The sequence below is a fragment of the Metamycoplasma sualvi genome (assembly GCF_045276925.1).
Lineage (GTDB): Bacteria > Bacillota_I > Bacilli_A > Mycoplasmatales > Metamycoplasmataceae > UBA710.
On record NZ_CP174167.1, the window covers coordinates 166,945 to 192,844 of the forward strand.

19 protein-coding genes and 1 pseudogene are annotated in these 25,900 nt (G+C 23.7%); 8 read left to right on the forward strand and 12 right to left on the reverse strand.

Going from position 1 to position 25,900, the window contains the following annotated elements:
* The first annotated feature begins 4 nt into the window (after positions 1-4).
* Positions 5-2,176: an ATP-dependent helicase gene (locus ACJA29_RS00815; protein WP_406602736.1), complete on the forward strand. Its 2,172-nt coding sequence runs from the start codon at positions 5-7 to the stop codon at positions 2,174-2,176.
* Between the two features lie 2 nt (positions 2,177-2,178).
* Positions 2,179-3,768: a hypothetical protein gene (locus ACJA29_RS00820; protein ID WP_406602737.1), complete on the forward strand. Its 1,590-nt coding sequence runs from the start codon at positions 2,179-2,181 to the stop codon at positions 3,766-3,768.
* Here ACJA29_RS00820 and ACJA29_RS00825 read toward each other — a convergent pair.
* Genes ACJA29_RS00825 through ACJA29_RS00850 form a run of 6 tightly spaced genes read right to left on the reverse strand, consistent with a single transcriptional unit; the run spans position 3,761 to position 13,307 of the window.
* Entirely contained in the window at positions 3,761-6,106 is a 2,346-nt protein-coding gene (locus ACJA29_RS00825; protein WP_406602738.1) for an ATP-binding cassette domain-containing protein, read from the reverse strand. The two genes, ACJA29_RS00820 and ACJA29_RS00825, sit on opposite strands and share 8 nt — an antisense overlap.
* Positions 6,096-7,184, reverse strand: a complete 1,089-nt coding sequence (locus ACJA29_RS00830; protein WP_406602739.1) for an ABC transporter ATP-binding protein — start codon at positions 7,182-7,184, stop codon at positions 6,096-6,098. The genes ACJA29_RS00825 and ACJA29_RS00830 overlap by 11 nt, the downstream gene beginning before the upstream one ends.
* Positions 7,184-8,368, reverse strand: coding sequence for an ABC transporter permease (locus ACJA29_RS00835; RefSeq protein ID WP_406602740.1), 1,185 nt, complete (start codon positions 8,366-8,368; stop codon positions 7,184-7,186). The genes ACJA29_RS00830 and ACJA29_RS00835 overlap by 1 nt, the downstream gene beginning before the upstream one ends.
* The gene (locus ACJA29_RS00840; protein ID WP_406602741.1) at positions 8,368-9,387 is read right to left on the reverse strand and encodes an ABC transporter permease; all 1,020 of its coding nucleotides are present in this window, start codon (positions 9,385-9,387) and stop codon (positions 8,368-8,370) included. Before ACJA29_RS00840 ends, ACJA29_RS00835 begins: the two co-directional genes overlap by 1 nt.
* On the reverse strand, positions 9,387-12,326 hold the full coding sequence (locus ACJA29_RS00845; RefSeq protein WP_406602742.1) for an OppA family ABC transporter substrate-binding lipoprotein: 2,940 nt from the start codon (positions 12,324-12,326) through the stop codon (positions 9,387-9,389). The genes ACJA29_RS00840 and ACJA29_RS00845 overlap by 1 nt, the downstream gene beginning before the upstream one ends.
* 30 nt (positions 12,327-12,356) lie before the next feature.
* Positions 12,357-13,307, reverse strand: a complete 951-nt coding sequence (locus tag ACJA29_RS00850; RefSeq protein ID WP_406602743.1) for a hypothetical protein — start codon at positions 13,305-13,307, stop codon at positions 12,357-12,359.
* 87 nt (positions 13,308-13,394) lie between these two features.
* Here ACJA29_RS00850 and ACJA29_RS00855 point away from each other — a divergent pair, with 87 nt between their 5' ends.
* The gene (locus tag ACJA29_RS00855; RefSeq protein ID WP_406602744.1) at positions 13,395-14,873 is read left to right on the forward strand and encodes a DUF31 family putative serine protease; all 1,479 of its coding nucleotides are present in this window, start codon (positions 13,395-13,397) and stop codon (positions 14,871-14,873) included.
* Positions 14,874-14,928: 55 nt separating this feature from the next.
* Here ACJA29_RS00855 and rpsO read toward each other — a convergent pair whose 3' ends face one another.
* From rpsO to ACJA29_RS00880, 5 genes are all read right to left on the reverse strand, one after another.
* On the reverse strand, positions 14,929-15,195 hold the full coding sequence (gene rpsO, locus ACJA29_RS00860) for a 30S ribosomal protein S15 (RefSeq protein WP_406602745.1): 267 nt from the start codon (positions 15,193-15,195) through the stop codon (positions 14,929-14,931).
* 92 nt (positions 15,196-15,287) lie between these two features.
* A complete protein-coding gene (locus ACJA29_RS00865; protein WP_406602746.1) occupies positions 15,288-15,767 on the reverse strand; it encodes a dUTP diphosphatase in 480 nt (159 codons plus the stop codon).
* Between the two features lie 8 nt (positions 15,768-15,775).
* The gene (rplA, locus tag ACJA29_RS00870) at positions 15,776-16,468 is read right to left on the reverse strand and encodes a 50S ribosomal protein L1 (RefSeq protein WP_406602747.1); all 693 of its coding nucleotides are present in this window, start codon (positions 16,466-16,468) and stop codon (positions 15,776-15,778) included.
* The gene (gene rplK / locus ACJA29_RS00875; RefSeq protein WP_406602748.1) at positions 16,468-17,061 is read right to left on the reverse strand and encodes a 50S ribosomal protein L11; all 594 of its coding nucleotides are present in this window, start codon (positions 17,059-17,061) and stop codon (positions 16,468-16,470) included. Before rplK ends, rplA begins: the two co-directional genes overlap by 1 nt.
* Before the next feature lie 317 nt (positions 17,062-17,378).
* On the reverse strand, positions 17,379-17,606 hold the full coding sequence (locus ACJA29_RS00880; protein WP_406602962.1) for an NAD(P)-binding protein: 228 nt from the start codon (positions 17,604-17,606) through the stop codon (positions 17,379-17,381).
* A 66-nt stretch (positions 17,607-17,672) separates the two neighbouring features.
* Between ACJA29_RS00880 and ACJA29_RS00885 the strand changes: the two genes are divergently transcribed.
* From ACJA29_RS00885 to ACJA29_RS00905, 5 genes and pseudogenes are all read left to right on the forward strand, one after another.
* The gene (locus tag ACJA29_RS00885; RefSeq protein WP_406602749.1) at positions 17,673-17,912 is read left to right on the forward strand and encodes a hypothetical protein; all 240 of its coding nucleotides are present in this window, start codon (positions 17,673-17,675) and stop codon (positions 17,910-17,912) included.
* On the forward strand, positions 17,888-18,505 hold the full coding sequence (gene rsgA, locus ACJA29_RS00890; RefSeq protein WP_406602750.1) for a ribosome small subunit-dependent GTPase A: 618 nt from the start codon (positions 17,888-17,890) through the stop codon (positions 18,503-18,505). The genes ACJA29_RS00885 and rsgA overlap by 25 nt, the downstream gene beginning before the upstream one ends.
* Positions 18,506-18,566: 61 nt before the next feature.
* Positions 18,567-18,683, forward strand: coding sequence for a hypothetical protein (locus tag ACJA29_RS00895; protein ID WP_406602963.1), 117 nt, complete (start codon positions 18,567-18,569; stop codon positions 18,681-18,683).
* 319 nt (positions 18,684-19,002) lie between these two features.
* Positions 19,003-21,039, forward strand: a complete 2,037-nt coding sequence (locus ACJA29_RS00900) for a hypothetical protein (RefSeq protein ID WP_406602751.1) — start codon at positions 19,003-19,005, stop codon at positions 21,037-21,039.
* Positions 21,040-21,140: 101 nt separating this feature from the next.
* A pseudogene (locus tag ACJA29_RS00905) lies at positions 21,141-22,451 on the forward strand (2,3-bisphosphoglycerate-independent phosphoglycerate mutase).
* 56 nt (positions 22,452-22,507) lie between these two features.
* Here the strand turns inward: ACJA29_RS00905 and ACJA29_RS00910 are convergent.
* Entirely contained in the window at positions 22,508-25,090 is a 2,583-nt protein-coding gene (locus ACJA29_RS00910; protein WP_406602752.1) for a C1 family peptidase, read from the reverse strand.
* Positions 25,091-25,900 lie beyond the last annotated feature (810 nt).

Genomic DNA, 25,900 nt, shown 5'->3' on the forward strand with positions numbered 1-25,900 from the left:
AATAATGGATTATCAATCAATGTTACAAAATTTAAATAAAGAGCAAAAATCAGCAGTTTTGTTGATTGAAAATCCTGTGAGAATTGTTGCTGGACCAGGATCTGGAAAAACAAGAGTATTAACTACAAAGATAGCTTATTTAATTGATTCTATAGGAATTAAACCATATAGAATTTTAGCTCTTACTTTCACTAATAAAGCAGCAAATGAAATGAAGGAAAGATTAAAGTCTTTGATTGGCGAAGAAAAATCTAATAAAACATTTATTTCTACATTTCATTCTTTTTGTTATTATTTTTTGAGAGAAGAAATTCATCTTTTAGAAAAATTTAATAATAATTTCAATATTTTAGATGGTATAGATCAAGATAATATTTTGAAGGAAATATATAAAAAATATGAAATTTCAAAGAGTGATATTTCATATTATTTTGCAAAGAATTTTATTTCGTATAATAAAAATAACAATATTTCTCCAGAAGAATTGAATAAAGATATTAATGACTTTTCAGATCCTTTAGAAATTAATAAAGCTAAAATATATTTTGAATACCAAAAACTTTTAATTAATTCTAATTCTCTAGATTATGATGATTTGTTAATTTATACCAAGCAAATTTTGGATAAATTTCCTGAAATTAAAGATAAATGATCAAAAAGATTTGATTATTTTTTAATTGATGAATTTCAAGATACATCAAAGATTCAATATGAAATAATTAATTCGATTGCTATTAACAATAACATAACTATTGTGGGCGATCCTGATCAAACAATATATTCGTGAAGAGGGGCGGATATATCATTTATAAATAATTTTGATTCATTATATAAAAATTCTTCAACAGTAACATTGATTCAAAATTATCGTTCTACAAAAAATATTTTAAAAATAGCAAATAATTTAATCAAATTTAACTCTAATAGACTAGTTAAAAATTTGATTACAGAAAATGAATTAGGAGATAAAGTTCAATATTATAAAGCATATTCTACTGAAAATGAGGCTAGATGAGTTTATAATCAAATTACAAAATTAAAAAATAATAACTATCAATTAAAAGATATTGTTGTTTTATATCGTTCTAATTATTATTCAAGATCTATTGAAGATTTATTAGCATCCAAAGCTATTCCTTATAAAATGGTTGGTGGCCAAAAATTTTATGAAAGAGAAGAAATTAAAAATTGTTTAGCTTTTTTAAGATGTATTTATAAACCTACTGATATTAGTTTAAAAAGAATTATTAATGTTCCATCACGTAAATTAGGAGATGAAACATTAAAAAAATTAATTAATTTTGCTGAAAATAAAAATATTTCATTATGAGATTCTTGAGAAAAGTATTTAGAATTTATAGATATATCTAATGATAAAAAAAGTTCTTTATTTAATTTTATTAATCAATTAAAAAAATATCAATTATTAATAGAAAATAAGACAGAAAAAATAGGAGATATATTATTAAAATTTTTAAATGAAATTGGTTATATTTCAATGTTAGAAAATTATAAGGATAATTTATCTATAAGTAAAATAGAAAATATTAAAGAATTAATTTCTTCTATAAACAAATGAGAAGATGAAAATATAAATAGTTCGATTGAGGATTATTTAAACTCTATTTCATTAGAACAAGTTGAAAATAAAAATAGTATTTCTAATTCTTTGACTCTGATGACAATTCATGCAGCCAAAGGACTAGAATATAAAGTTGTATTTGTTATAGGTTTAAATGAAGGTGTTTTCCCGTCATCTAAAGTTATTCAATTGGATGATGAAAATGGAGAAAGTTTTGGAATTGAAGAAGAAAGACGTTTAGCTTATGTGGCTTTTACAAGAGCTCAAGAAAAATTATTTATTTCAAGTGCTAGTGATCCATATTCAGAATATAAAAAATTCTATTCAAATAAACCTTCTAGATTTATATATGAATCAGGTTTAGATTTAAATGAAGTGACCTATAATGAAGAAAATGTTAAATTATCATTAGAAGATCATATGCGAAGCAATCCTAATGATTTTGAAATAGGAGAAAAAATTATTCATAGTGTTTTTGGTAAAGGAATTGTTTTAGATATTAAAGGAGATTCTATTATAATAGAATTTGAAGAGAAAAAATTGGGTATCAAACAATTACTAAAAAATCATAAATCATTAGAAAAGGCTACATAAAGATGGAAAAAATTCTATTAATAACATTTTTTTCAATATTAACAACAATTTTATTTGCTTATTTTGTGTATTTTATTTTGAAAAATACTTCATTTAATAGAAAAAAATATATTTTTTTCAGTTTAGAATTAGATACTAAAAGATGAATTATTAAGAGAAATAATTCTTTATTAAATAATATTATTTATGATGAAAAATTTAATTGATATTTCAAAAATAAAATCGGAAAAGGATGAGTAGGGATTAATAAGTTATTTAAAATATTAGATCCAGTTGATGTAGAAAAATGAAAAAAATCAATTGAGTATTGTATTCAAAATAAAACTAATTCTTCAATTAATCACGAAATTAAATTTAAAATAGAAGGAAACAAAAAATACATTTCTTATTTTTTTAATATTAAATTCATTTATATAAATGAAGATCATATAAATATTGAATTTAGAACAAAAGAGAATTTTGATAATAGTAATTTGATAAAAAAAATAATTTCAAAAAATGAAATTTTTAATGACAAAAATTTCTATAAATTATTTGTAGGATTTTATATTGAAGACAATGAAAATGCTAATGTTTTCACTTCTTTTATTAAAGAAATGAGCGAAATTGTTAATATCAAACATTTTTCATTTTTTAAATCAAATTCTATTGTTGTGATGTATAACAGTAATAACTCATATAAAAAAATTGCAAGAACAAGAATTAAATTAGGAAATAAATTAGCAAAATCTAATAAAAAATCTAACATAAATAATTATTATTTAAGTTGTGGATTTGTTGAATGTGAAAATAATATAGATGAAAATAATTTTTCAAAGATAATGACAAGAATTTCATTTGTATTAGTAAAATCTAAAATATTAAATAAACCTATTTATTTTAATCAAAAAAATATTGCTTTTAATGAATTTGAAGAATTTAAAGAGAAAATAATGAATGTTCATAATATGATTGAATCTTCACAAATAGATTATGAAAAAATTCCAATTATTTCTTTAAAAAATAAAAGAAATGTTTTTAATCTATATACACCAAAATTTCCTTTGGATGATTATTTTTGAAATGACTATATTATTAAAATTAATGACTTTGATAAAAAAATAAGAGAAAAATTTACTTCTTATATTTTAACTAATAATGATCTTTTGATGGATAAGAAAATAGTGATTAGTATTAATGATTATCAAATAGAAGAAATTTTTGATTTAATGAAAAATAGAAAAAACATTTTATTTTTAATTAATCAAATTAAATATAAAAAAGTAATGGAATTTATTAATTTAATAAAAATATTAGATTTATCAGAAATAAAATATGGATTAGTATTTGAAGAATTAAATTCAAAAGTTATTTCTATTTTGGCAAATGTTAAACCTCAATTAATTGTTTTATCAGAGAAATTTAATACTAATTTTAACAAAGATAATATTAATAATAAATTAAGATTAGTAGATGCAATAATAACCACAGAGAGATTAGGTATTATGCTAATGTTCATTAACTTAAGTAGTGAAGATAAAAAAGAAGTTCTATTGTTGTCTAAATATGACAAATTATTTGTAAATATTTATGATGATAATATTTTTATTTAGCAAACTTTTTACTTTTTGAATATTTAGATAATTTAGGTTCTTTATTTGTTCATTTTTTGAATTGATTTACAGTTGAATATATAATATGATTTTCATTTAATTCAAAGAAATCAACATAAGAATTTACTTTTTTTTGTTCTTCAAGATAAGATAATTCAAAATTTGAAGATTCAAATTTTATGTTAGCATTAGAAATTTTTGGAGCAGATTTAAATAGATTAATAGTATAAGGGTGAATTGGATTACCATAAACTTCATTTGTACTTCCAAATTCTACTATTTTCCCTAAATGCATAATTAAAATTTTATCTGCTATGTATTCAACCATTGATAGATCGTGAGCAATAAAAATTAATGAAACATTTTTTTTGATACATAGATCTTTTAAAATATTAACAATTTGAGCTTGTATTGATACATCCAAAGAAGCTATAGGCTCATCTGCAATAATAATTTTAGGTTCTGAAATAAGGGCTCTAGCTATTACTATCCTTTGTCTTTGGCCCCCTGAAAACTCGTGAGGATATCTTCAAGCAAATTGTCTTAATAATCCAACTTCTTCTAAAGCGTGATATATTTTTTCATTTATTAATATTTTCTTAATAAAATATTTTGATTTAAAGTTTTTTTCAATACCCAATAAATGTTTTAATTTAAAGAAATCTTTTTTTAGATTAATTTTTTCAATATTAAAAGATTCCAAAGTTTCATTTTTTAATATAACTTTATTTTTATAAATATTTAATTGATTGTTAATATATTCTTTATCATTGCCTTTTTTTGTTAAAAAATCTTCTAAACCTTTTAGAAATTCATCATTTTTTAATTCAAATTTTTGATTTAAATTATGTAATCTTTCTCTAATTTTTTCTAAAGTTTCTGTTTTTTCTTGAATTTTTTGTTCATATTTTTTGATTTTTATTTCTACATTTTTAGTAAATTCTGATCTTTCATTTTCAAATTGAATTTGCAATTCTTCATATTCTTTTTTTAATAATTCAATTTTATTGCTATTTTCATCGGCAGAATTATTTTTATTTTCTTTGATCTCTTTATTAATTGAATTAATATTTTGTTCAATATTCTCTATTTCTTTATTTAATTTATTTTTATATTCATGAGATAAATTGATGTAAGGAGAAAAATCAAAAATAAATGAATTATTAATTTCTGTTTTTAATTCTTTAGCATATTTTTTTTCTGATGAAGCCTTTCAAGATTTTTTAATTTTACTGATGTATTCATCTTTATATTGTTTAAAGTTATTAATTAATTGATCAATATTATCTGGATATAAAAATAAGATATTATTTTTGTTTTTATTTAATAAACTTCACATTTTTTTTGCAACTAAACTATAAATAATTTCATTATTATAATTTTTGTATATAGTTTGATTTCTAGCTTGTTCTAAGTGAGAAATATAACTGTTTTTAAATTCTTGGACATAAGAACTTATGATATTGTAATTATTTAATGTATCATTTCTCTTTATATCTTTTAATTCATTTAATTTAATTTTTAATTCTTCTAGTTTTTTATTATATTTAACTTCTAAAGGAGTTTTTTTTGAATCTTCTAAGCACTTTAAATACTCTTGTTTTTTTTCTTTTAATTTTTGTTCAATAATTAAAATTGAATCATCACGAAATTCTTTTTGATGTTCAAAATAAATATTTAAAATTTTAGAATTGTTTTCAAACATCTTAGTTATGATACTTGTATCTTTTTCTTGAATAGACAATTTAAAAGCAAAATATTGATTAAAATCATTTTCTATATCATCATATTTGAATTTTATTTTTTCAAAGGTATTTTCTCATTCATTAATGAAATTTTTAGCTTCTTCCAAATGGTATGAAATTGTAGCATATTCTATTTCTTTAATTTTTCATAAAAATGTGTATTTAAAAATATTAGTAATATCTTCTCAATCTTTAAAAAAATCATTATATTCTTTCTTCATGATTTTATTAACAATTAAAGGCTCTTTTAAGATTGAATAGACATTTTGTTGTCCGTTTAATGAAGCATGAGGATCTTGAAAAATCATTTGCATATTTTGGTGTAGAAATACTTTCTTCTTCTTGGTTAATTTTTTACCACTAATAATTTGATTGTTCAAACTTACTAAACCTGAATATTTTTCATATAATCTAATCAGACATCTACCAACAGTAGTTTTACCTGAACCAGATTCCCCAATAAGTCCAACAATTTCTCCTCTTTTTACATCAAAAGAAACATCATCAATGGCTTTGATGATTCCGCTAGGAGTATTAAAATATTTTTTTACATTTCTTATTTTTAAAAGAATATCGTTATTTCTATTTGACATTGAATACCTTTCTGAAAAATTCTATTCTTCTTTTTAATTGTTTAGACAATTGGACTTTAGGAGCTCTTGGATCTAATAATCATGTTGCAGCATAATGAGTATCACTAATTTTAAATAAATTAGGTTCCTTTTTAAAATCAATTTCCATTGCATATTGATTTCTTGGAGCAAAAGCATCTCCAACCCCTAAATTTGCCATATCAGGCGGAGTTCCTGGTATGCTATATAGAGTTTCATTTTTATCTTCTGGGATAGATGTTATTAAAGCTCATGTATAAGGATGGGCAGGATTTGTAAATATATCAATCTTAGTACCTTTTTCTACCACCTTACCTGCATACATTACATAAATATAATCACAGAATTTTGCAATAACAGAAATATTGTGAGAAATAAAAATAATTGATATGTTGTAATCATTTTTTATTTCTTCAAAAAGAGCTAAAACTGAGGCTTGAACAGTTGGATCCAATGCAGTTGTAGGTTCATCAGCAATAATTAAATCTGGACGAGAAGCAACAACCATTGCAATAACTACTCTTTGTTTCATTCCACCACTAAAAGTGTGAGGATATTGTTCGATTTTTTCTTTAGCATTTCTAATACCAAATTTTTCCAATAACCCTATTAAATATTCAACTTTTTCTTCTTTATTTTTAAATCTAGGATCATTTTTTAAAACGTCTAATAATTGTTTTTTAATAGTTCTAGTTGGATTTAAAGAAGTAAGAGGATCTTGAGGAATATAACCAATTTTTTTTCCTCTAATATTAATTCATTCATTTTTCTTTAATTTTTTTAAATCAACTTCTTCTATGTCGTTGCTATTAAAATCTTTTTTAGAATATAACTTCATTACATCCACTTTGGTAATATCAAATTCATTAATATTTAATAAAGATTTAGAAGTAACAGATTTACCTGAACCAGATTCTCCAACTAATCCTATTATTTGTTTTCTTTTAATTTTTAAATCAACACCACGCACAATTTTGATGATTTTATTTTTACCAGTCTTAAAGCTAACTTGTAAGTTTTTTACTTCTAATAATAAATCCTTTTGATCTAGATTAGTCATTATTTACCTCTTTCTACTTTTGGATCTAAAGCATCATGCAATCCATTAGCAATAAACTGCGCTGATAATGAAAAGAATAATAAGATAATTGATGGTAATAAAAGTCCTCAAAAGTTAACATCAAGAATAGGTATTGACTCTTTTAATAAAGTCCCTAAATTAGGATTATCTGAAGAGTCTAAAAATCCTAAAAATACTAATGATGAAATTGAAAGAATAACAATTACAATTCTTCTAACATAATTAGTTGAAATTTTCCCAATAATCATTGGTAATCCATGAATAAAAATCTGTCTTTTGGTTGAACAACCTATAGCTTTTGCTGCTAAAATAAATTCTTGATCTTTAATAGTTATCATTCATAATCTTGTGGTATTTACCATATAAACTCATCCAATTGATATTAGAATGAAATATAGAGAAAATGGATTAATATTTCCTTTTCCTACAATAGTCATTAACATTAAAAATCAAACTAATGTAGGAATATTGATGATAATATCTATAACTCTAGATAATACTGTATCAATTCATGTTCCAGCATAAAAACCTAAAATACATCCAATAGTAATACCAATTAATGCATCTGTAGTTGCCACTAAAAAAGCTAATGTTATACTATCTCTAGCAGCTGTTCATGTTCTTGTTCAAATATCAACACCGTGCATGTTTGTACCTAATAGAGAATTTATATTTTGATTAGTTCCTGAATATATAGAAATAAATAAATATTTATTGTAAGTAACCAAATAATTATTATTAATTTCAATTGGGCCTTCTATTAAAATATTAGCATCTTGATTTTGATCTACAACAGTCTTTAATGTTTCTCATTTTTGTAAATCTAATGATTCAGTAACAATTGGACTATAAGAAGGCGGTAACTGTGTTAATCAAATATTATTAACATTTGAAATTGGATCAGTTGCACTAAAAGGACTTGTTAATGGAAAAATAACACATAATAAAGAGATGATAATAATTAAAATTAGAGAAGCTAATGCAATGTAGTTTTTACAAAATCTTTTAATAATATCAATTATTAAATTACGAGGTTTTCCTACTAATGTTGTTTGATGCTTACCTACATCATTTGCATCTATAAATTTAAATAAAGCATCATTTAATTCAACATTTAATGTTTTATCTATTTTGTTCTGTTTTTGCTTTGAATTTACACTCATTAGTCCTCCTTCCCGATTTTTTGATAATTTTTATTTCTTTTTATGTAATTAGAAATATTTTTAATAATTGATGTTTTGCTATTTTCAAAATATTTAATCTTAGGATCAATAAAAATATATGAAATATCTAAAATAATTTGTCCTGCCATTGATAAAGATGCTATAAAGAATATTGAAAACATTACAATATTAATTTCTCCATTAGGAAATGCTTGCATAATAGCTGTTGAAGCTCCAGGCACACCAAAAAATTGCTCAATGATAATATTACCTAATAATAAAACAATAAATGAAGGCACAATGTATGAAATTAAAGGAATACAAATATTTCTAATGATATGTTTTCAAAAAATTTCTCATTGTGTCAATCCTTTAGCTTTAGCTATTAAAATATGATTTGAAGTTAAAATAGTCACCATTTGATTTCTTACTAAAATAGCATATCCAGCAAGAGATCCCAAGGTAATAGTAATAATAGGTAATATTAATGATTTAATAGTTAAATCTCATCCTTGAACATCTGGATACACAAATTGTGAAATAATTAATCCATTACTTGAATTTGCAATTAATAAAATAATAGGAGCAATGACAAATGAAGGTAAACCAATAAAAATAACAACAAATAAATTGATTAAAACATCTATTCATTTACCACGATTATAACCTGCAATAACACCTAAAATAGTTCCTAAAATAACTGAAATAATAAAAGAAGGAATTGTGATTCATAATGTTCATAATAAAGGTTTAAAGAAGAAATCTGGTATATTAGAAAAACCATTATTTGTAGAATAAATTGGACCAAAATCCCCTTTAAAGAAATTAGATAAGTATATTCCATATCGAACAATAACAGGTTTATTAAACCCATTTGATTCCATTCAATTTTGGTAATCGTTAGGATCTCCTTGATAAGGAGTATCTGCAAAAGAAGCTGTTAATAAATATACTATTGTTAATAGTAAAAATAAACTTATTATTGCTAAAACAATTCTTTTAATAAGGTATTTGATCATTATTTTTTAACCTCATATTGGTAATTTGAAAATAAATTAATTCCATATTTTGAAATAGGGATTTGATATTCTTTCAAATATAAAACATAATTTACATTTGTTAATTTATCAATTGAAGTTTCTGTATCAATAGAAACACCCTTAATTGAATTCATTTCTTTTATTAATTTTGTTCACATATTTCCTTTTTCTTTTTCAGATAAGCTAGCATTCTTTTCTCAAGATGATTCAGTTTCAAATTCTTTTAATAAAACAGGAATTAAATCAATAGGTTTTACATTATTTGGATTTTTTGTTGCATCATTAAAAAAACTTACAATATGGTTCATATCTTTATTAGTGATTAAATCTCAATTTTCTACTTTTACATCTTCGCTAGCATTAGAACCAAATTCTTTATTTATATTTTTTGCTATGAATTTTGCTAATTCTGTAAATAATGGATATTGAGTTTGTAATGATTTTATTTCATTTCTTGAAAGGCGATTTAAAAATAAATTATCATTTGTGCTTGCAGGATCTTTAGCAAAAATACCAATTGCCCCCATTAAATTAGTACCACTACCTTCTGAGAAAAATGCAGCAATATAAGATCCAATTCCTTCATAATCATAAGATCATAAATTAGCATTGTAAGCACCTCTTCTTTGACTAATATAATTTAACATGTCATTTCTAGAAGTAGGTTTAAAAAATTTTGCTTTAATTCTTGGATCTAGTCCATTAATCACATTTTCTACAATATATTCTGTAGCTTTACATTTGGTTTCATCTTGATCTGCAAATGAATATGGAATCTCTCATTCTATTAAATCATTATTTGATAAATTATTTTTTTGATAAAACTTATCTAAAAGAGCTTTCATTGCTTTTTGAATTTGACTATATTGTGGAGATTTAGAAAGTGCTAATCGCATATTGTTGCTTGTTCCTGGTCCATATTTGTCATCCAATTCTTCTCCAGTCATTCCAGAAAGTGTTTTCATTTCTTTTAATGTAACAGTTTGTTGCTTTCCATTTTCATCTAAATAAAAAAGATCATTAATCCCTAATTCATTGAAATCAGCTGGTTTTAAAGAATTAGGATTAGTTGAAGAAAATTTAGCATCTTGTGCAGCCCCGCTTAATCAAGCATCTCTTACACCTGAATAAGCTGTTTGAATATATTGATTTCAATTTATAGATGCTTGAATTAAATTTCTAAATTCTAAACCAACACCTCCAAAAAAAGTATTAGAAATTATAGCTGAACCATTGTTTAATTCATCAATAGAAGATCCATAAACAAGCTTTGCATAAACATCATTGAATTTATATTCAAGATTATCAGTAGGAAATGCTTGTCAAACAGTTCTAGTATTTAATTTAGAAATGTTAATATTTTTAGTTGCTCTTAAACCATTTGCTTCTGAATTAGCTATTAAAACTTCTTTATTATTAAAATCATTGCCATACAATTGTTGTTTTTGAGCATCAGAAATTAAAGAATAATCCATTTCACTAACAGTTCCAGATAAAAAAGCATTGAATGTTTGATTGTTAAAAGTAGAACTATCAATACCACCAGCATATTCTAAAATTACAGTATTTAGGTTTTTATAAGTTTTACCATTTTTTTCAAAACCATTTTCTACATTATTTACTCATTCTAGATCTGGATGATATTTGTTATATTGATAAACCTCTCTACCCCCACTAGATGAAACAGGGATGTAATATGAAGCGTACAATACATCTTCTCTATTTTGTCCATATGTATAAATTCCATATTCTCTAGCTTCGCCTTCAATAGTTCCTACTTTTGTTACATTAACATTTTGATTATCAGCAAATTTTTCTTTAATATATTGAGAAGGACATAATGAAAAAGTTAATGAATTTATTAAATATTTATTAATAATTTCATAGTTTGAATATACAAAAGAATTATCTGTAACTTGATTGTTATTAAAAATATTAAATGTGAAAACATAAGATTTTTTATTAGGATTACCTAATAAAGATTGTATTGCTTTTGTTTCATCATATAAATAATCTTTTTTAATTCCAAAAAATTCAAATAAATATTCATTTGGAAATTTTTGATTTTCACCAAAAAGTTTAGTAGTTTGAGTTTTTTCAATGAAATAACTATCTAATTCTTTGCTTCCTCCGTGAGATTGACGATATTTTCTATCAAATAACAATGTTCTTTTGATTGAATAGAACATATCTTCAGGACGGATATTATATTTAGTTTTATTTCCATTACTATCAACTCAATAAGCATTGTCATTAAAAGTAACTCCTAAATTAACCATCATAAAATTATGCTGAGTTGTATCTATATTAAGATTTTGATCATCTAAATTTATTTTTTGGCTTAAATATCCTGAAGATAATATTTTTCCAAAAACATTTGGATTATTAATAGATCTTGGATCATTTGAAGTTTTAGTTAAAACAAAATCATTTTTATTAGATGGATTAAATTGCGGTGTTATTGAATCATCATCACTATTAAATACTAATTGAAAAAATAAATCACTATTATTAGGATCTGCATTTTTTAATTCTTGGATTGATGTTCCAACTTTGACAAAAGTTAATACAATTGAATCTACTAAACTAAATTTATATGATTCATAAGAAGGTTGGGTCACAACATCATTAATTTGATCATATTTAAAATCTCCTTCATTTTTTAAATGAAGTAATTCATTAATTAACAATAAAGAATTTTTACTTGTATTTGAAACACTTCCATATGAATAAGATAAATCAAATTTATAACCTTCATTATTTAAAGGTTCATTAATTTTTATGTTATAAATACCTTTTTGTGAAATTCTTTCTAAATTAGAAGAATTAAAGTATAAACCTGTACCTAATGAAATTAATGAAACAGGAATTAATATAGATGAACCTATGATTAAATATTTTTTTAATTTTGGTTTCATATACCCTCCTCTAAATACTTAAATGTTAATTTAGTATCCATTAAATGTTTTTTTATTAATAAGTGGTAGAACAATTTTAATTGAAAATGATATAATGACTAAATTGAATCAAATTTTGATCATAGATGTTGCAAGAGATGCAATCATTGATGCTTCAAAATCTAACTTCAATCCTTTTTCATCAGCATAAGCAATAATTGGAATATTTAAATATTCTGTAAATACAACAAATGTGACAATACATACAAATTGTAAGAAATTGTTTTGCTTCATTTTAAATCTTGCAATCAATATAGCTCCAATACTTGTAATTATTCCAAGAGCTATAATAGCTATAAAGACAAGTTTATTTGTAAAAATACTTAAGAAACTATTTTTATTAAACGCAGCATCAATGTGACTTTGAGGAATAAAATGAATAATAACAGTTAAAACAAACATTACAATTAGCAGTAAAGTAATACTACTTATTAATCCGAAATTTAGTTGATATTTTTCATTTTTTCATTCTTTAATTTTATCATTTTTTATCATCAATTGATGATATTTTTTTTCTAAATTTTGCAATTTCTTTTGATTATTATTTAACAATGATATTTTTATTTCATGAAAAATCAAAGTCAATTTCATATTATTTCTTTTGATAGCATTTGTTTTGCTTAATTTTTTATAGAAATAATTGAAAAAAATAGCTGATAACCCTGGCAACATTCCTGAAACTCCTAAAGCAACTGAATATAATGGAAAATAGAAAGCAGGCATAAAAATGAAAGAAATAATGTCAGTTGTAAATCCTGTAATAAAACCAATAATAGGACCAAATATAAAACCAATAATTTTTATAGGTAATCCAGCCAATGATAATTTGAATGATGGAAAAGAAGTTATTGCTACAAATCGAGTACCAATAATAACAAATGAGATAGACATAGCTATTAAAATTGCAATGAACGCAATTCTCTTAGAATCTCATTTATTCATATTTCTCCTAGTTTTTTAATATATAATTAATAATTTTAAATTATATACAATGAAATGATAAAATAAAAATTATAATATTGTTTATATATGAATATAATAAAAATGAAAAGAAGAAAAATATTAAAAACATTATTCGTTGCTCCAATATTATTTTCAGGTTTTTTGGTTTTTTCTTGTTCAAATAATAATAGTATAGAATCAGTAAAAAGTGATAAGGAAATAGTAGATGAATATGTACAAAATTTGAATCCGACAATTAAAAAAGATAAAGAACAATTAAAAGCTACAACTTATGCCGCAGATATTAATTCAGAAATAAAAGTTCAAGAATGATTTGAAGGATTACCTATTAATAATGATCAAATTCAAGTTTCTTTTATTTCATCTTTGCCTGATGATAATGATGAAACCACATTGACAGTTAGTTATAAAATAAAATGTAATCAATATGAAATAAATTATTCTTTTCAAGAAAAGGGATTTAAAGTTTATGAAGTTATTAGTCCGGATCCTAATTTAATGAATTTCAAACAATTTTCAGAAAAGAATTCTTTTAGATTGAGATTTGGTGTGATAAATAGAAAATACTATGTTAATGGTACTGCTTGAAGTTGATATTATAAAAAACATTCAGAGTATGTTTATGACTGGTATTTAATGACTAATTTTCATGTTGTTGATAATGTTGTAGCAGATACTCAAGGATTATTAAAGACTAATGGTACTATTACAGCTACTGAGAAATTAGCAACTTATTATAAAAATCATTTTATTACTAATTATGATATATCTAAATCAACTCAATTTTTTGACTTAATGGTTTATAATGATGAAGATAAATTTCAAAGTATAGTTTCTGCTCAAAAAAGAGAAAATACAGAAAATGCTCCTAATGTAGTCACTCAATCATACATTAAGTCAGTAGATATTATTACAGATTTTATGAATAATAATATTGACTTATTTTCAGAAGAAACAAAATCTTCTTCTCCATATAATTATTACAACTTAGATATGGCTTTAATTAAAATCGCATTTGATTTTAAAGGTGAAGATCGTTTTTTAAATAATGATTATCAAAAAGCTAATGTTTATGAAAAATATTCAAGATTACAAAATGAAGGTGTTAATGTTGGAATGGATACAAATAAAAATATTAGTATTGTTGGATTCCCGATTGAACCTAAGAATGATAAAAAGAATAAATTAGTTGTTTACAATTCTAATTATTCTATTAATTCTACATATGATTTTACAAATTTAGAATTAAATTCATCTGTTTTATTGAGATTAAAAGGACCATATTATTACACAACACAACCTGAAGAGAATTTTTTATTATCAGGAGGAGCTTCAGGATCAGCTGTTTATCAACCTAGCAATCCTTATGAACTTTTAAATTGAGATAATATTTTACCAATAGGAATTTATTGAGGAGGTTCAACAGATATTTTGGATAGTTCTAAGTTTTCGCCATCTCTGTTACCATTTATTTTTAGCAACGGCTACATTCAATATAATATTTTTGATAATTTTACAAACTGTTTAAATAATTTGCAAATTTAAATAAAAAAAATATGAATTAATTTCTAATTCATATTTTAATTTTCATATTTTTTTATTATTTTCTAATATTTAGTTTTTTAATTAAATTAGCATAAGAATCATAATCTTTAGTTTTTAAATAATCTAAATATTTTTTTCTTTGTTCAATTTTTGCTATAAATCCTCTTTTAGAATGAATGTCTTTTGGATTTTTAGTAAAATGAGGTTTTAAATTTTCAATATCTTCAGTTAAAATCGCAATTTGTACTTCAATTGATCCTGAATTTTTAGGATCTTTTCCAAATTCTTTAATAAGTTCTTGTTTTCTTTTAGATGAAACCATCTTTTCCCTTTCATAAACAGTTATATCCTAGTATATATTCAACTTAAAATAATATAAACCAAGGTAAAACTTAATTAACTAATTTTTATATTTTAATAGTTATTTTTGATTCTTTCAAAATTTTTTTTATTTTTTAGCATATATGATTCAATAATTAAATCATCTTCAATATTTAGGATTTTTGCTATTCCAATGTAAATTGCAATACATTTTGTAACATTTCTCCTAGATATTTTTTTACTTAATTTATATATTGATTTAAACATTTCTAATAGTTGATAATTAATATCATTTGATAAAACAAGTGGTTCTATAATGTAGTTACAATTTGTTTTAATAGCAAATGATATTAAAAAATGTAAACCATCAGCAAATTCTTCTAATAAATTATTTTGATCAATATTTTTTGATTTTTTTCAATATTTGAATGATTGAATTTCATTCGCAAATTCTCCAACTTCTGTATATAAAGCAATAATCATTTGATTAGAATAATCTTGATTTATTTTGTGAGCTTCTTTGATTGCTTTATCAAGAAGTATTTGTTGATCAATAATAGATTTGAAATTCATAAAAACTTTTATTCAACTTTTACTTTAATTGCAGGACCCATAGTTGTAGAAACATAAATAGATTTCATATATGTCCCTTTAACGGTTGCGGGTTTTAATTTTTTAATCAATTGAATTAAAGTATCAGCATTTTCAGCAAGTTTTTGCGCATCCATAGATACTCTACCAATTAATGAATGAATAATTCCAGCTTTATCTGCACGATAATTAGCTTTCCCTTTTTTCAATTCTTCAACAGCTTTTGCTGTATCAGGTGTTACAGTTCCTGTTTTAGGGTTAGGCATTAAACCTTTAGGACCTAAAACTTTACCATATTTACCTAAAGTAATCATCATTTTTGGCTCAGCTACCATTACATCAAAATCAAATTTTTCTTTTTTAAGTATATCTTCTAAATCTACAGTATTTACCACAATATCTGCACCTGCAGCTTTTGAAGCTTTTTGTTGTTCTGTATTATCTGTTGCTACTAAAACTCTTACATTTTTTCCAGTTCCATTAGGTAATAACACAGAACCTCTTAATTGTTGTTCTGCTTTTCTTGTGTCTAGATTTAAGTTAAGAGATATATCTACTGAAGCATCAAATTTTGTATAAGATGTTTTTTTTGCAATTTCCATTGCTTCTAATAATGAATATTCTTTATTTTTATCAAATAATTCATTAACTTTTTTTTGGTTTTTGCTCAATCTTTTAGCCATTATTTATCACCATTTTCTTCATTTGATTCAGTAGGTTTTTTAATAACTTCAGCTTCCACAAATTCTTTATGTTCAGATGCTGCTTTAATTTCTTCTGCTAATTTTTCTTCCATTGCATGAGCTCTAGCTTCTGCTTTTTGAGCTTCAATCGCATCTGCTTTTAATTTTTCAATATCATCTCATCCTTCAATTGCAATTCCCATATTTTTAGCTGTTCCTGCAATTATTTTCATTGCTTGTTTAACATTATCAGTATTTAAATCTACTAATTTATATTCAGCAATTTCTTGTAATTGTTTAACAGTAATAGTTCCTGCAATTGTAGTTTTGGAATTTGGAGAACCTTTTTGAATTTTTGCAGCTTGAATTAATTTATATGCTGCTGGAGCTGTAAATAATTTAAATGTAAATGATTTATCTTTATATATTGTAATTTCAACAGGAACTGGTTCTGAACCACGATCCCTAGTTTGGTCATTAAATTGTTTTGTAAATTCTGGCATTACAATACCTAATCCAGCTAATTCTGGACCAGGTTTAGCTTGACCAGCATTAAATTCCAATTTAGCAACCCTAACAATTTGTTTAGCCATGTCACTTCCTTAGTTTTATAATTCTGATCTCTTGTGGTCAGGCAATAATGATTTCATTATCTTCCACTTACCGCTAAGAGGCAATTTAATATTGCATTTATTATTATAACAAAGAAAATTTGTATATTATTTTAATTTGTAATTAAAATGTTTTGAGTGGTACAAAAATAGAGTGGGAACTAAAAAGTTCCTCTTTTTTTGCTTCCTACTAGTGTTAAATTCTAGCATTGGCAAGGGGTCAAGCAATTTTTGGGAAATGGTTGCTTGATTTTTATTTAAACCGAACTTGAATAATACAACAATATTTTTAAAATTATTTAATTTTCAAAATTTAGACATACATTCATAAACATTTTCTTTTGAAATATGAAAATATGAGATCCATATTTATGAACTAATATCCCATCTTTTTCATAATCATACATATTTCCACCAATATGATTTATCTTTTCATAAACAGAAACTAAAAAACTAACATCAGCTAAATTTATTGCAATAACAGAATCATTATCCCTGATCCAACAACAATAAATTTTTCATGCTATTTTCTTATTTTAAAAATATACAAATATAAATACACTCTAAAGCAATTAAAATTATAATATATATAAATGATAAAACAAGGTCAAGTAATCAAAATAATATCTGGTTTTTTTGATGTAGTGTCAAAAAATAAAATTTATCGACTTAGAGCCAGCGGAACATTAAGAGATAATAATTTAATTCCAATTGTTGGTGATTATGTTGAATTTAAAAATGATTTACTATTAACAAAAGTTAAAGAAAGAAAAAATTTTTTAATAAGACCAAAAGTTCAAATGTTGATTTGGTTGCAATTATTGTTTCTTTAAGTGAACCAAAATTTTCTTCTTTATTGTTAGACCGATTTTTAGCAATTATTGAATCACAAAATATCAACACTTTAATTATTTTTACAAAATCTGATTTAGGAAATAACAAACCTTATTATGATTATTTATCACAAAATTTTAATTGTTTATTGATTAATAACAAAGATAAAGATTTTGATTGAAACAAAATTAAAGATAATTTTAGAAATAAATTAACAGTTTTTACAGGTCAGACAGGTGTTGGAAAAACTTCTACATTAAATAACTTATTAAATAAGAATGAAAAGACAAATGAAATTTCTAAATCATTAGGTCGTGGCAAACACACTACAAGGGTGATAGAAATTTTTTGTGAACAAGATATAAGAATAATTGATACTCCAGGATTTAGTTCATTAGAAATTAATTTAAGTAAATTAGAACTTGCTCATTCTTTTTTTGATTTTAAAGAATGGTCTAAAAAATGTAAATTTTCTACTTGTATTCATTATAAAGAAATAGATTGTGAAGTTAAAAGAAAATATCAAATTAATATTTTGTTAAAATCGAGATATGAAAATTACATCAAAATGCTATTAGAGGCTAAAGATTAATGTTAGATAAGTTAATTACAACTTCGATTTTAAATGTTGAAAAAAACAAAGGAAAGAAACTATTAATAGATTAATAGAATTAGGAATAAAATGCATTCATTATGATGTAATGGATGGTGAATTTGTTCCAAGCAGAGCTTTAGAAATAGATGAAATAATTTCATGTTTTGGAATTTAAAAAAATTGCTATACATTTTCAAACTCATTAGCACTTACAAGTTTATTGCTCTTGAAAATTCTTCTAGGATATTCATGAATTTTTTGAATGATCTGATCTAATTCTCTTTGGGTTAAATTATCAATTGCCCTTTCTTTTTTGACCCAATATCTCAATAATCTATGAACATTTTCAATTTGTCCTTTATTCTGTTTAATTGTTTTTGGAAGGACTCAAATAGTCCCATCTATAGTTTAATGCTAAGGTAGACTTTTGATTTTTACTTTTCATCTTAATAATCAATCTAAATTCAATAACATTACATGCTACAATTCAATATATGAAAATATTGAATATGAAAAAAATTGCTTTATGTTTAGGAATAACTTGTTTATTTTGTATGCCAAATCTTTTAGTTGTATCATGTTCTAAATCAGAAGAACAGATCAAAGATCCAAGTAATCATGAAGATACAAAAATTATATCTGTTGTAAATAGTGAGAATTTAAATTACAATAGCGAAAAAGTGAATAACATGACAAAAATTGAATTTTTGGCCAAAATTCAAAATAACTTAGGTAATTTTGTTATTGAAAACATAAAACAATTTGTTGTTGGAGATACTTCAATGATTGAAGATCTAAATGATTTAAATACTGAAATTATATCTAATGAAAATGATAGTAATACATTAAGTTTTATACTTACAATTTATAAAAATAGATGATATCTAGGCAATAAAATTCAGATTGTTGATTTATCGCAAGAAGTTAAAATAACCAATTTTAAACAATTACCATCAAGTTTAGATCCTGCTGGCGGACAATTAATTGATGAAAAATTAAGTGCAACAAAATATAAAAATATTATTAACCTTTTCAACTTAAAAAGCACAACATCTCTAATTAAATTAAATGATGATTATTTTAATTCAACATTACAAAATTTAAATGATTTTAAAAATCTTAAAGTTAAAATTTTGAGTGGTGATACAGGTCGTGGTGATATTAATATTAATTTGTCTGGAACATATAAAGATGAAGCAATAAATGCTGATATAACAATATCAGGATTTAATACTTTTAATAAAAATGAAGATATACAAATATATGATCTAAACTTAAATAAAGATGCTTGAATTGAAAATTTAAAACCAATTACTGATTCTACAAATATTGATTCAATAACTTCTATTTCTTCTGAACAATGAATTAATACTTTTATTTCAAATTTTACAGTATCAAATCAAGATGGTATTAGATTAGGTTCAATTAATGAATTAATTCAGCAAGGATTTAATTTTACTATCAAATCAACTATTGATAAAGATAAAAAACTAATGATATTCCAAATTAATGCAACATACACAAATAGCGAATATATTAATGGAGTTTGAAAAGAAAAAGGCAAATTAATTAATTGAACACAAGTTTCATACAATAAACCAAGTATTGCCATCCCTACAATAGATGATGTTAAACATTTCCTTATAAGTAAAGTAACAATTAATGAGACTGAAATTCAATCTTATTATCCATCTTATTTTCTTGGAAAATCATACATGAGTAAAAAATTAGGACAAAGTTATTTTTCAGTTAATGGTTTATTTCAAAATGAATGAACAGAAACAATTAACCAAAATTATTTAAAGGGAGATATTAATGGAATTGCTTTTGGTATAAGTAATGACAACATTAATGCAGATGATTTTTCAAATGAATTACAATTTGTGGTTACACTTGCAATTGATGGTGAATATCAACAAATTTTTAGTAAAAATTTTGATTTATCAAATAAAACAAAAAATATTAATGAAAATAGCATAATAGCAAATGACAAAATAAATACTGTTTCAATTAATCCAGATTTTGAAACAAATACTCTTCTAAAAGGATTGAAAAGTACTTTGAAAAAAGACCATAAAAATTTAGTTGATAATGCATTTAATTTACAATCAAATGATAAATTAAGCATTTCTAATTTAAGTAGTAGTACAATAATTCTGCCAGTTTTGACACAAAGTTTAATCAATTTTGAGGACACAGAAGACAATGTTAATAAAAGATGACAACAGATAAACAAATATTTAACCCCTTCTATTTTTAGTAGAGAAATTAATTTGAGTTTTGAAACAGATAATGACAATAATTCACAAGGAAAATTGAATTATTTCTCAAGATTGTATGAAAATTCATTTGTAATTGAGTCAATATTATATAAATTTGATGATGTTTTACAACTTGATTTAATTAATATTCATGAAAATGCTATTATGATTAAGATTGAATTTGTAACAGAGATTTCATTTAATAAAAAAACAGAACAATATAGATCACAATTAACAACAACTATGTTAAAAAGTCAATGAGAAAAATAATTTAAATTAGTCAAAAATTATTAAGTTGATTTCGATATTTTCTTTAAAAACTAATTTTGTATGTTTTGTATTAAAATAAATGAAGAAACAAAACTTAACAAATAAAAAAACCATTTGTGTTGTTTGTTATCCATAGTATTGGACTAAGAGATGAAGTTCCAAGGCAATGGATTCAAACAAGCTAATACTACAACTTTTAGTGAATTTTTTAAAAGTTATCCAAATTCAATTATTCAAGTTTCTGGATAGTTTGTTGGTCTTTCAAAAGGTCAAATGGAAAAATCAGAAATAGGTCATTTAAATATTGGTGCAGGAGAAATTGTCTATATTGGTTTATCATTGATCGGCAAAGAAATTCAAGATGGTAAATTTAAATTAAATAAATTTTTTTAATAAGAAGCATTTAAAAATGTTAAAGAAAATAATGCAACTCTACATTTAATGGGTCTTTTGTCGCTAGGTGGTGTTTATTCATTTGAATAGCATCTATTTTTATTAATTGATGCAGCATATTGATATAATGTTAAAAATGTGTCAGTTCATGTTTTTGGCAATGGACGTGATGTTGCAATAAAGAAAACATTAGCAATGAATTCTTAATACCTACTATAAATCCTAATGCTAAATTTGTTAATAACAGGGGATTCAATTATTTTTTTCAATTTTAGACCTGATTGAGCAAGACAATTAACACATTTATTTATTTATTTATTGGTTCAAATAATATAGAATTTAAACCTTCTATTCCTGTAAAAAACAACAAATGTGTTTTAATGATGAAATACGAAGGATTAGATACTATTGTTGCTTATTCAGAAATGGAAGTTAAAAATCCAATTGGAAAAGTAATTGCTGATGCTGGATTAGAACAGTTAAGGTTAGCCGAAACTCAAAAATATGCTCATGTTACATTTTTATGGTTGTGGGAATTGATGTAGTATATCCAAATATGGATAGTAAAATGATTGATTCATTAAAAATATAATCATATGCAGATGCTCCTCATATGTCAGTTGAAGGGCAGAGATTACTTAATTGAAAATGGTGCTAAATATGATTTTAGTAATTATGAATTTTGCTAATCCAGATATGGTTGGACATACAGGGAATTTAAAGTTTACAATTGAAGCGGTATCATTTTAGACAAATAAATCAAAAGAATTAAAGACTGAATAGAATCAATTGGCGGAAAATTATTCATTACTGCAGATCATGAAAATGCTGAAATTACAGAAGATAAAGACGGAAATCCAGCTATAAAACATACCTCAAGTCCATTAATGCTAATTACAACAGATAAATCATTAAAATTAAAGAATGGTAAATTAACTAATATGGTTCCCACAATTTTAGATTATATGGGAATTAAAAAACTTGAATCAATGAATGAAGATTCTTTAATTGAAAAATAATTTATTAATATTTTGGTTTTAATTTTAGGTCTAGATATTTTCTTATTCAAACCAGATTATTTTCTAAATTTTCTAACCAAGACTATTGTTACCAAACTTATGATAACTAAAAATGATATAGGGATAGTTGTTGAAATTATTATGACCATCTTTTCCGGAATAGATTTTTTAGTAGGAACAAAAGGATTAACTTCCAATAAATCACTATAAGCTGCTTCATAATTTTTTGTTTCCATAACACAAGCTTTAACATAATATGTCTCACCTGCATTTGGTTTATCTGATAATTCAATTAGACCATCTTTATCTTTATAGTATTTATAAATAATATTTTCTTGACCAAACAATGATGTTGCTATTGGATTATTGTTTGATATTTTAAATGAAGTAATTTTATTTTTTGCTTTAACAATTGTAAAATTAATATTTTTTTCATTATTAAAATAATTTATTCCATTTATTGTTATATTTGCTTCACCCACTTCAATATTATTCTCATATAAAACATCATAATCTGTACCTAATATCAATAATTTATTATTAAATTTTAACTCGATATTAGGCCTAATTTCATCTCCAGTATAATAAAAAGGTGAATTTCAAACAAATTCATTAGTTGCATCATTTATATTATTAATTACAGTATCTTTATTAACTTTAACAACAAATTTTGTTTTTTTATAAAGATTGGCATCAGATTTTACATATTGAATTTTATTGTTTTCATTTAAACCATCCTTTAGTTCTCCATCATTTTCAAATTGTCAACCTTCTGGTAAATCAATGTCATGATATCTATTGATTTTTTGATTAAAACTATTTTCTATATTGATAGAAACAATTTCCGTTTTATCATCAAAAGAACCAATACCATTTAAATTTAAGTTTGGTTTCTCTCCTTTACGAATCACTGAATAAATTCTTTTAATTCCATTATAATTGTTCAAACCTTTAATTGTAGTTATTAATGTTCCTACTTGATCTTGATTGTCTGCATTGGTTTCAATAATTTGTTTTCATTCAACTACATAGTCTTGATTTTCTTTTAAAACACTACCCTCATAATTAACAATTGGAGAAGGATTTGGGGTATTACCATCATAATAAAAATCTTGTTCACTAAAACTAATATTAGAATACAGTAAATCATTATTTTTAACAGCTTCTTTGTTTTGTGATGTAGTTAGAGCTTTTATAATAGCAACATTATATGCAGCTCTATCAATATCTGCTGTTGCACAATTTAGTCATTGACCATTATTTTCATAAAAAGTTAAATCATTTGTAGAATCACCTTCACTTGAGAATAATATTTTAGCACTATGATCATCATTTATTGGTTCAAGAACAATACTAAAATAAGTCCCTGGTTGTAACTCGATTTCTGTATTAAATTCCAATGTGTATTGACCACCATAAATCGATGAATTTGGATATATTTCGCTAAATTGTTCTAAGACTTTTGTTCCATTTTCAGGATTATTTAATTGTGAATATCTATTAATTGGATTAGCTTCTACATTTGTATATACTGTCGCTTTAACTTTTGCATTTTTTCCAATCAAACCAAATGAAATTCCTTTTAATTTTTCAACAGTATTGTATGCTCCTTTTTTAACTGGAAAAATTACTGCTACTTTTTTATTTCCAATTTCATTTGATTTACCAATTCTTGCCATACCATCATAATAATAAATATTGTTATATTTATTTTTGTTTACATAATCAAAAGCTACAATATCTAATATTTTGGAATCATATGATAAGTAAAAATATCCATTATCAAAATTGCTTGTCCCTCAACTATTTTTAACAATTCATGCACCATTACGACTAGGTTTTGTTGGACCAAATTTATTTTTATCATAATCATCATCTCAACCAACAATTGTTGCAGCATGATCGGGAAGTTCACTTGTAGCATAATATGAATTTTGTCAACTTGATTTATATGCAAATGCTACAGCTCCATGTTTAGCAATAGATTGTTTAATTTCTTGAACATCATTTTGTATGTTAATTATACTTTGCAATCAAGCGGCTTTTTCTCCTGTTAAACTGTTAACATCTCCGATAATGTCAGCATTTTGTTGCATCATTATTTGTGAATTATGAAAAAGTGAAACAACTCCATTCCCTAATTGTCTCCTGAAAACATCTTGTTCTGTTAATTTTAAAACATCAGTATCTACTGTTCTTATATTAACAGTTGAATCAATTTTTTTGGGTGATAAACCAAAATTCTGATTATTATATTTTGCATCTAAAACATTTGATTTATATAACATGTTAACTTCACTAGCAGCTGCAAAAGCATAAGCTCAACATATCCCTTGTGAACCTTGATTTTTAACAGGAGTAACAACATTATAATTACGCATATCTAGTTTTCTTAAAGATACAATCTCATCTGGTGAAAGATTTCTCAAATCATCCAAATTATTAGGAGGTGAAACTTCAATTACTCTTTCGTTTTCTGATGCTTTAACATTTTCAACTAAATTTGAATTGTTATTTAAATTTGTATTTGTTTTATTTGATGGTATAAAAAATAAAAAGGTAGATACTAACAAAAACAAAAAGAACATTATACTTGTAAAAATTTTTATTGATTTATAGTTTTTTATATTTTTTTTCATGTATCCTTCTTTCTTTTATTTAGATTTAGATATCATTACTATTACTTATATAATCACATTCAAAATCATCTACTAGAACCATCATAAAATCATTTTTTATCAATGTCTTGTAGAACAAACATAAACTCAATTGCATTTTCTTTGTAATCTCTGCTATCTGTAAGAATTTCTAATTTTCCTCGATTCGCAATGAATATGTCCATACGTATATTTAGTTTTCATACTCATTTTTATATCTTCAAACAATATCACTTGGTTTAACTTCATTTATTTTCAAATTAAAATTAGTTTGAAAATCTTTGTAACTAATGTTTTTAACAAGATTATCAAAAGACTCACATGTACCATCATAATCAATAAAGTTATTATAATTTTCTTATTTTATTGAACAAGAAGTTACAAATAAAATAATCATAAGAAACAAGAGAGGTATTACAAAACCAATATATTTTTTAAACTTTTTTCAAATCAGAACCTCTCCTATAAATTGTACCAATAATTTTAGGTCTGTAATGAACTGCGAGCATTTATGTATCATTTTTTATTGTTTCTTGTAATTAGGAATTAGATTATGAAGTTTACAAAATTATAGCTTTGTGGTTCTAAATCTTGTTAATAAAACAACAAAACTCTCTTATAATTTGATTTTTATTTGTTTTAAATTAATTTAATGTAACAAGATGAGAGGTGAATATTCCTAATGAACAAATGAAATTCAAAAAGGAATTGCTTTTATCTCAATATTAATTGTAATGTCAATTTCTTTGTCTGAAATAATAATTTGTTGAAAATAAATAAAAATAATTATAA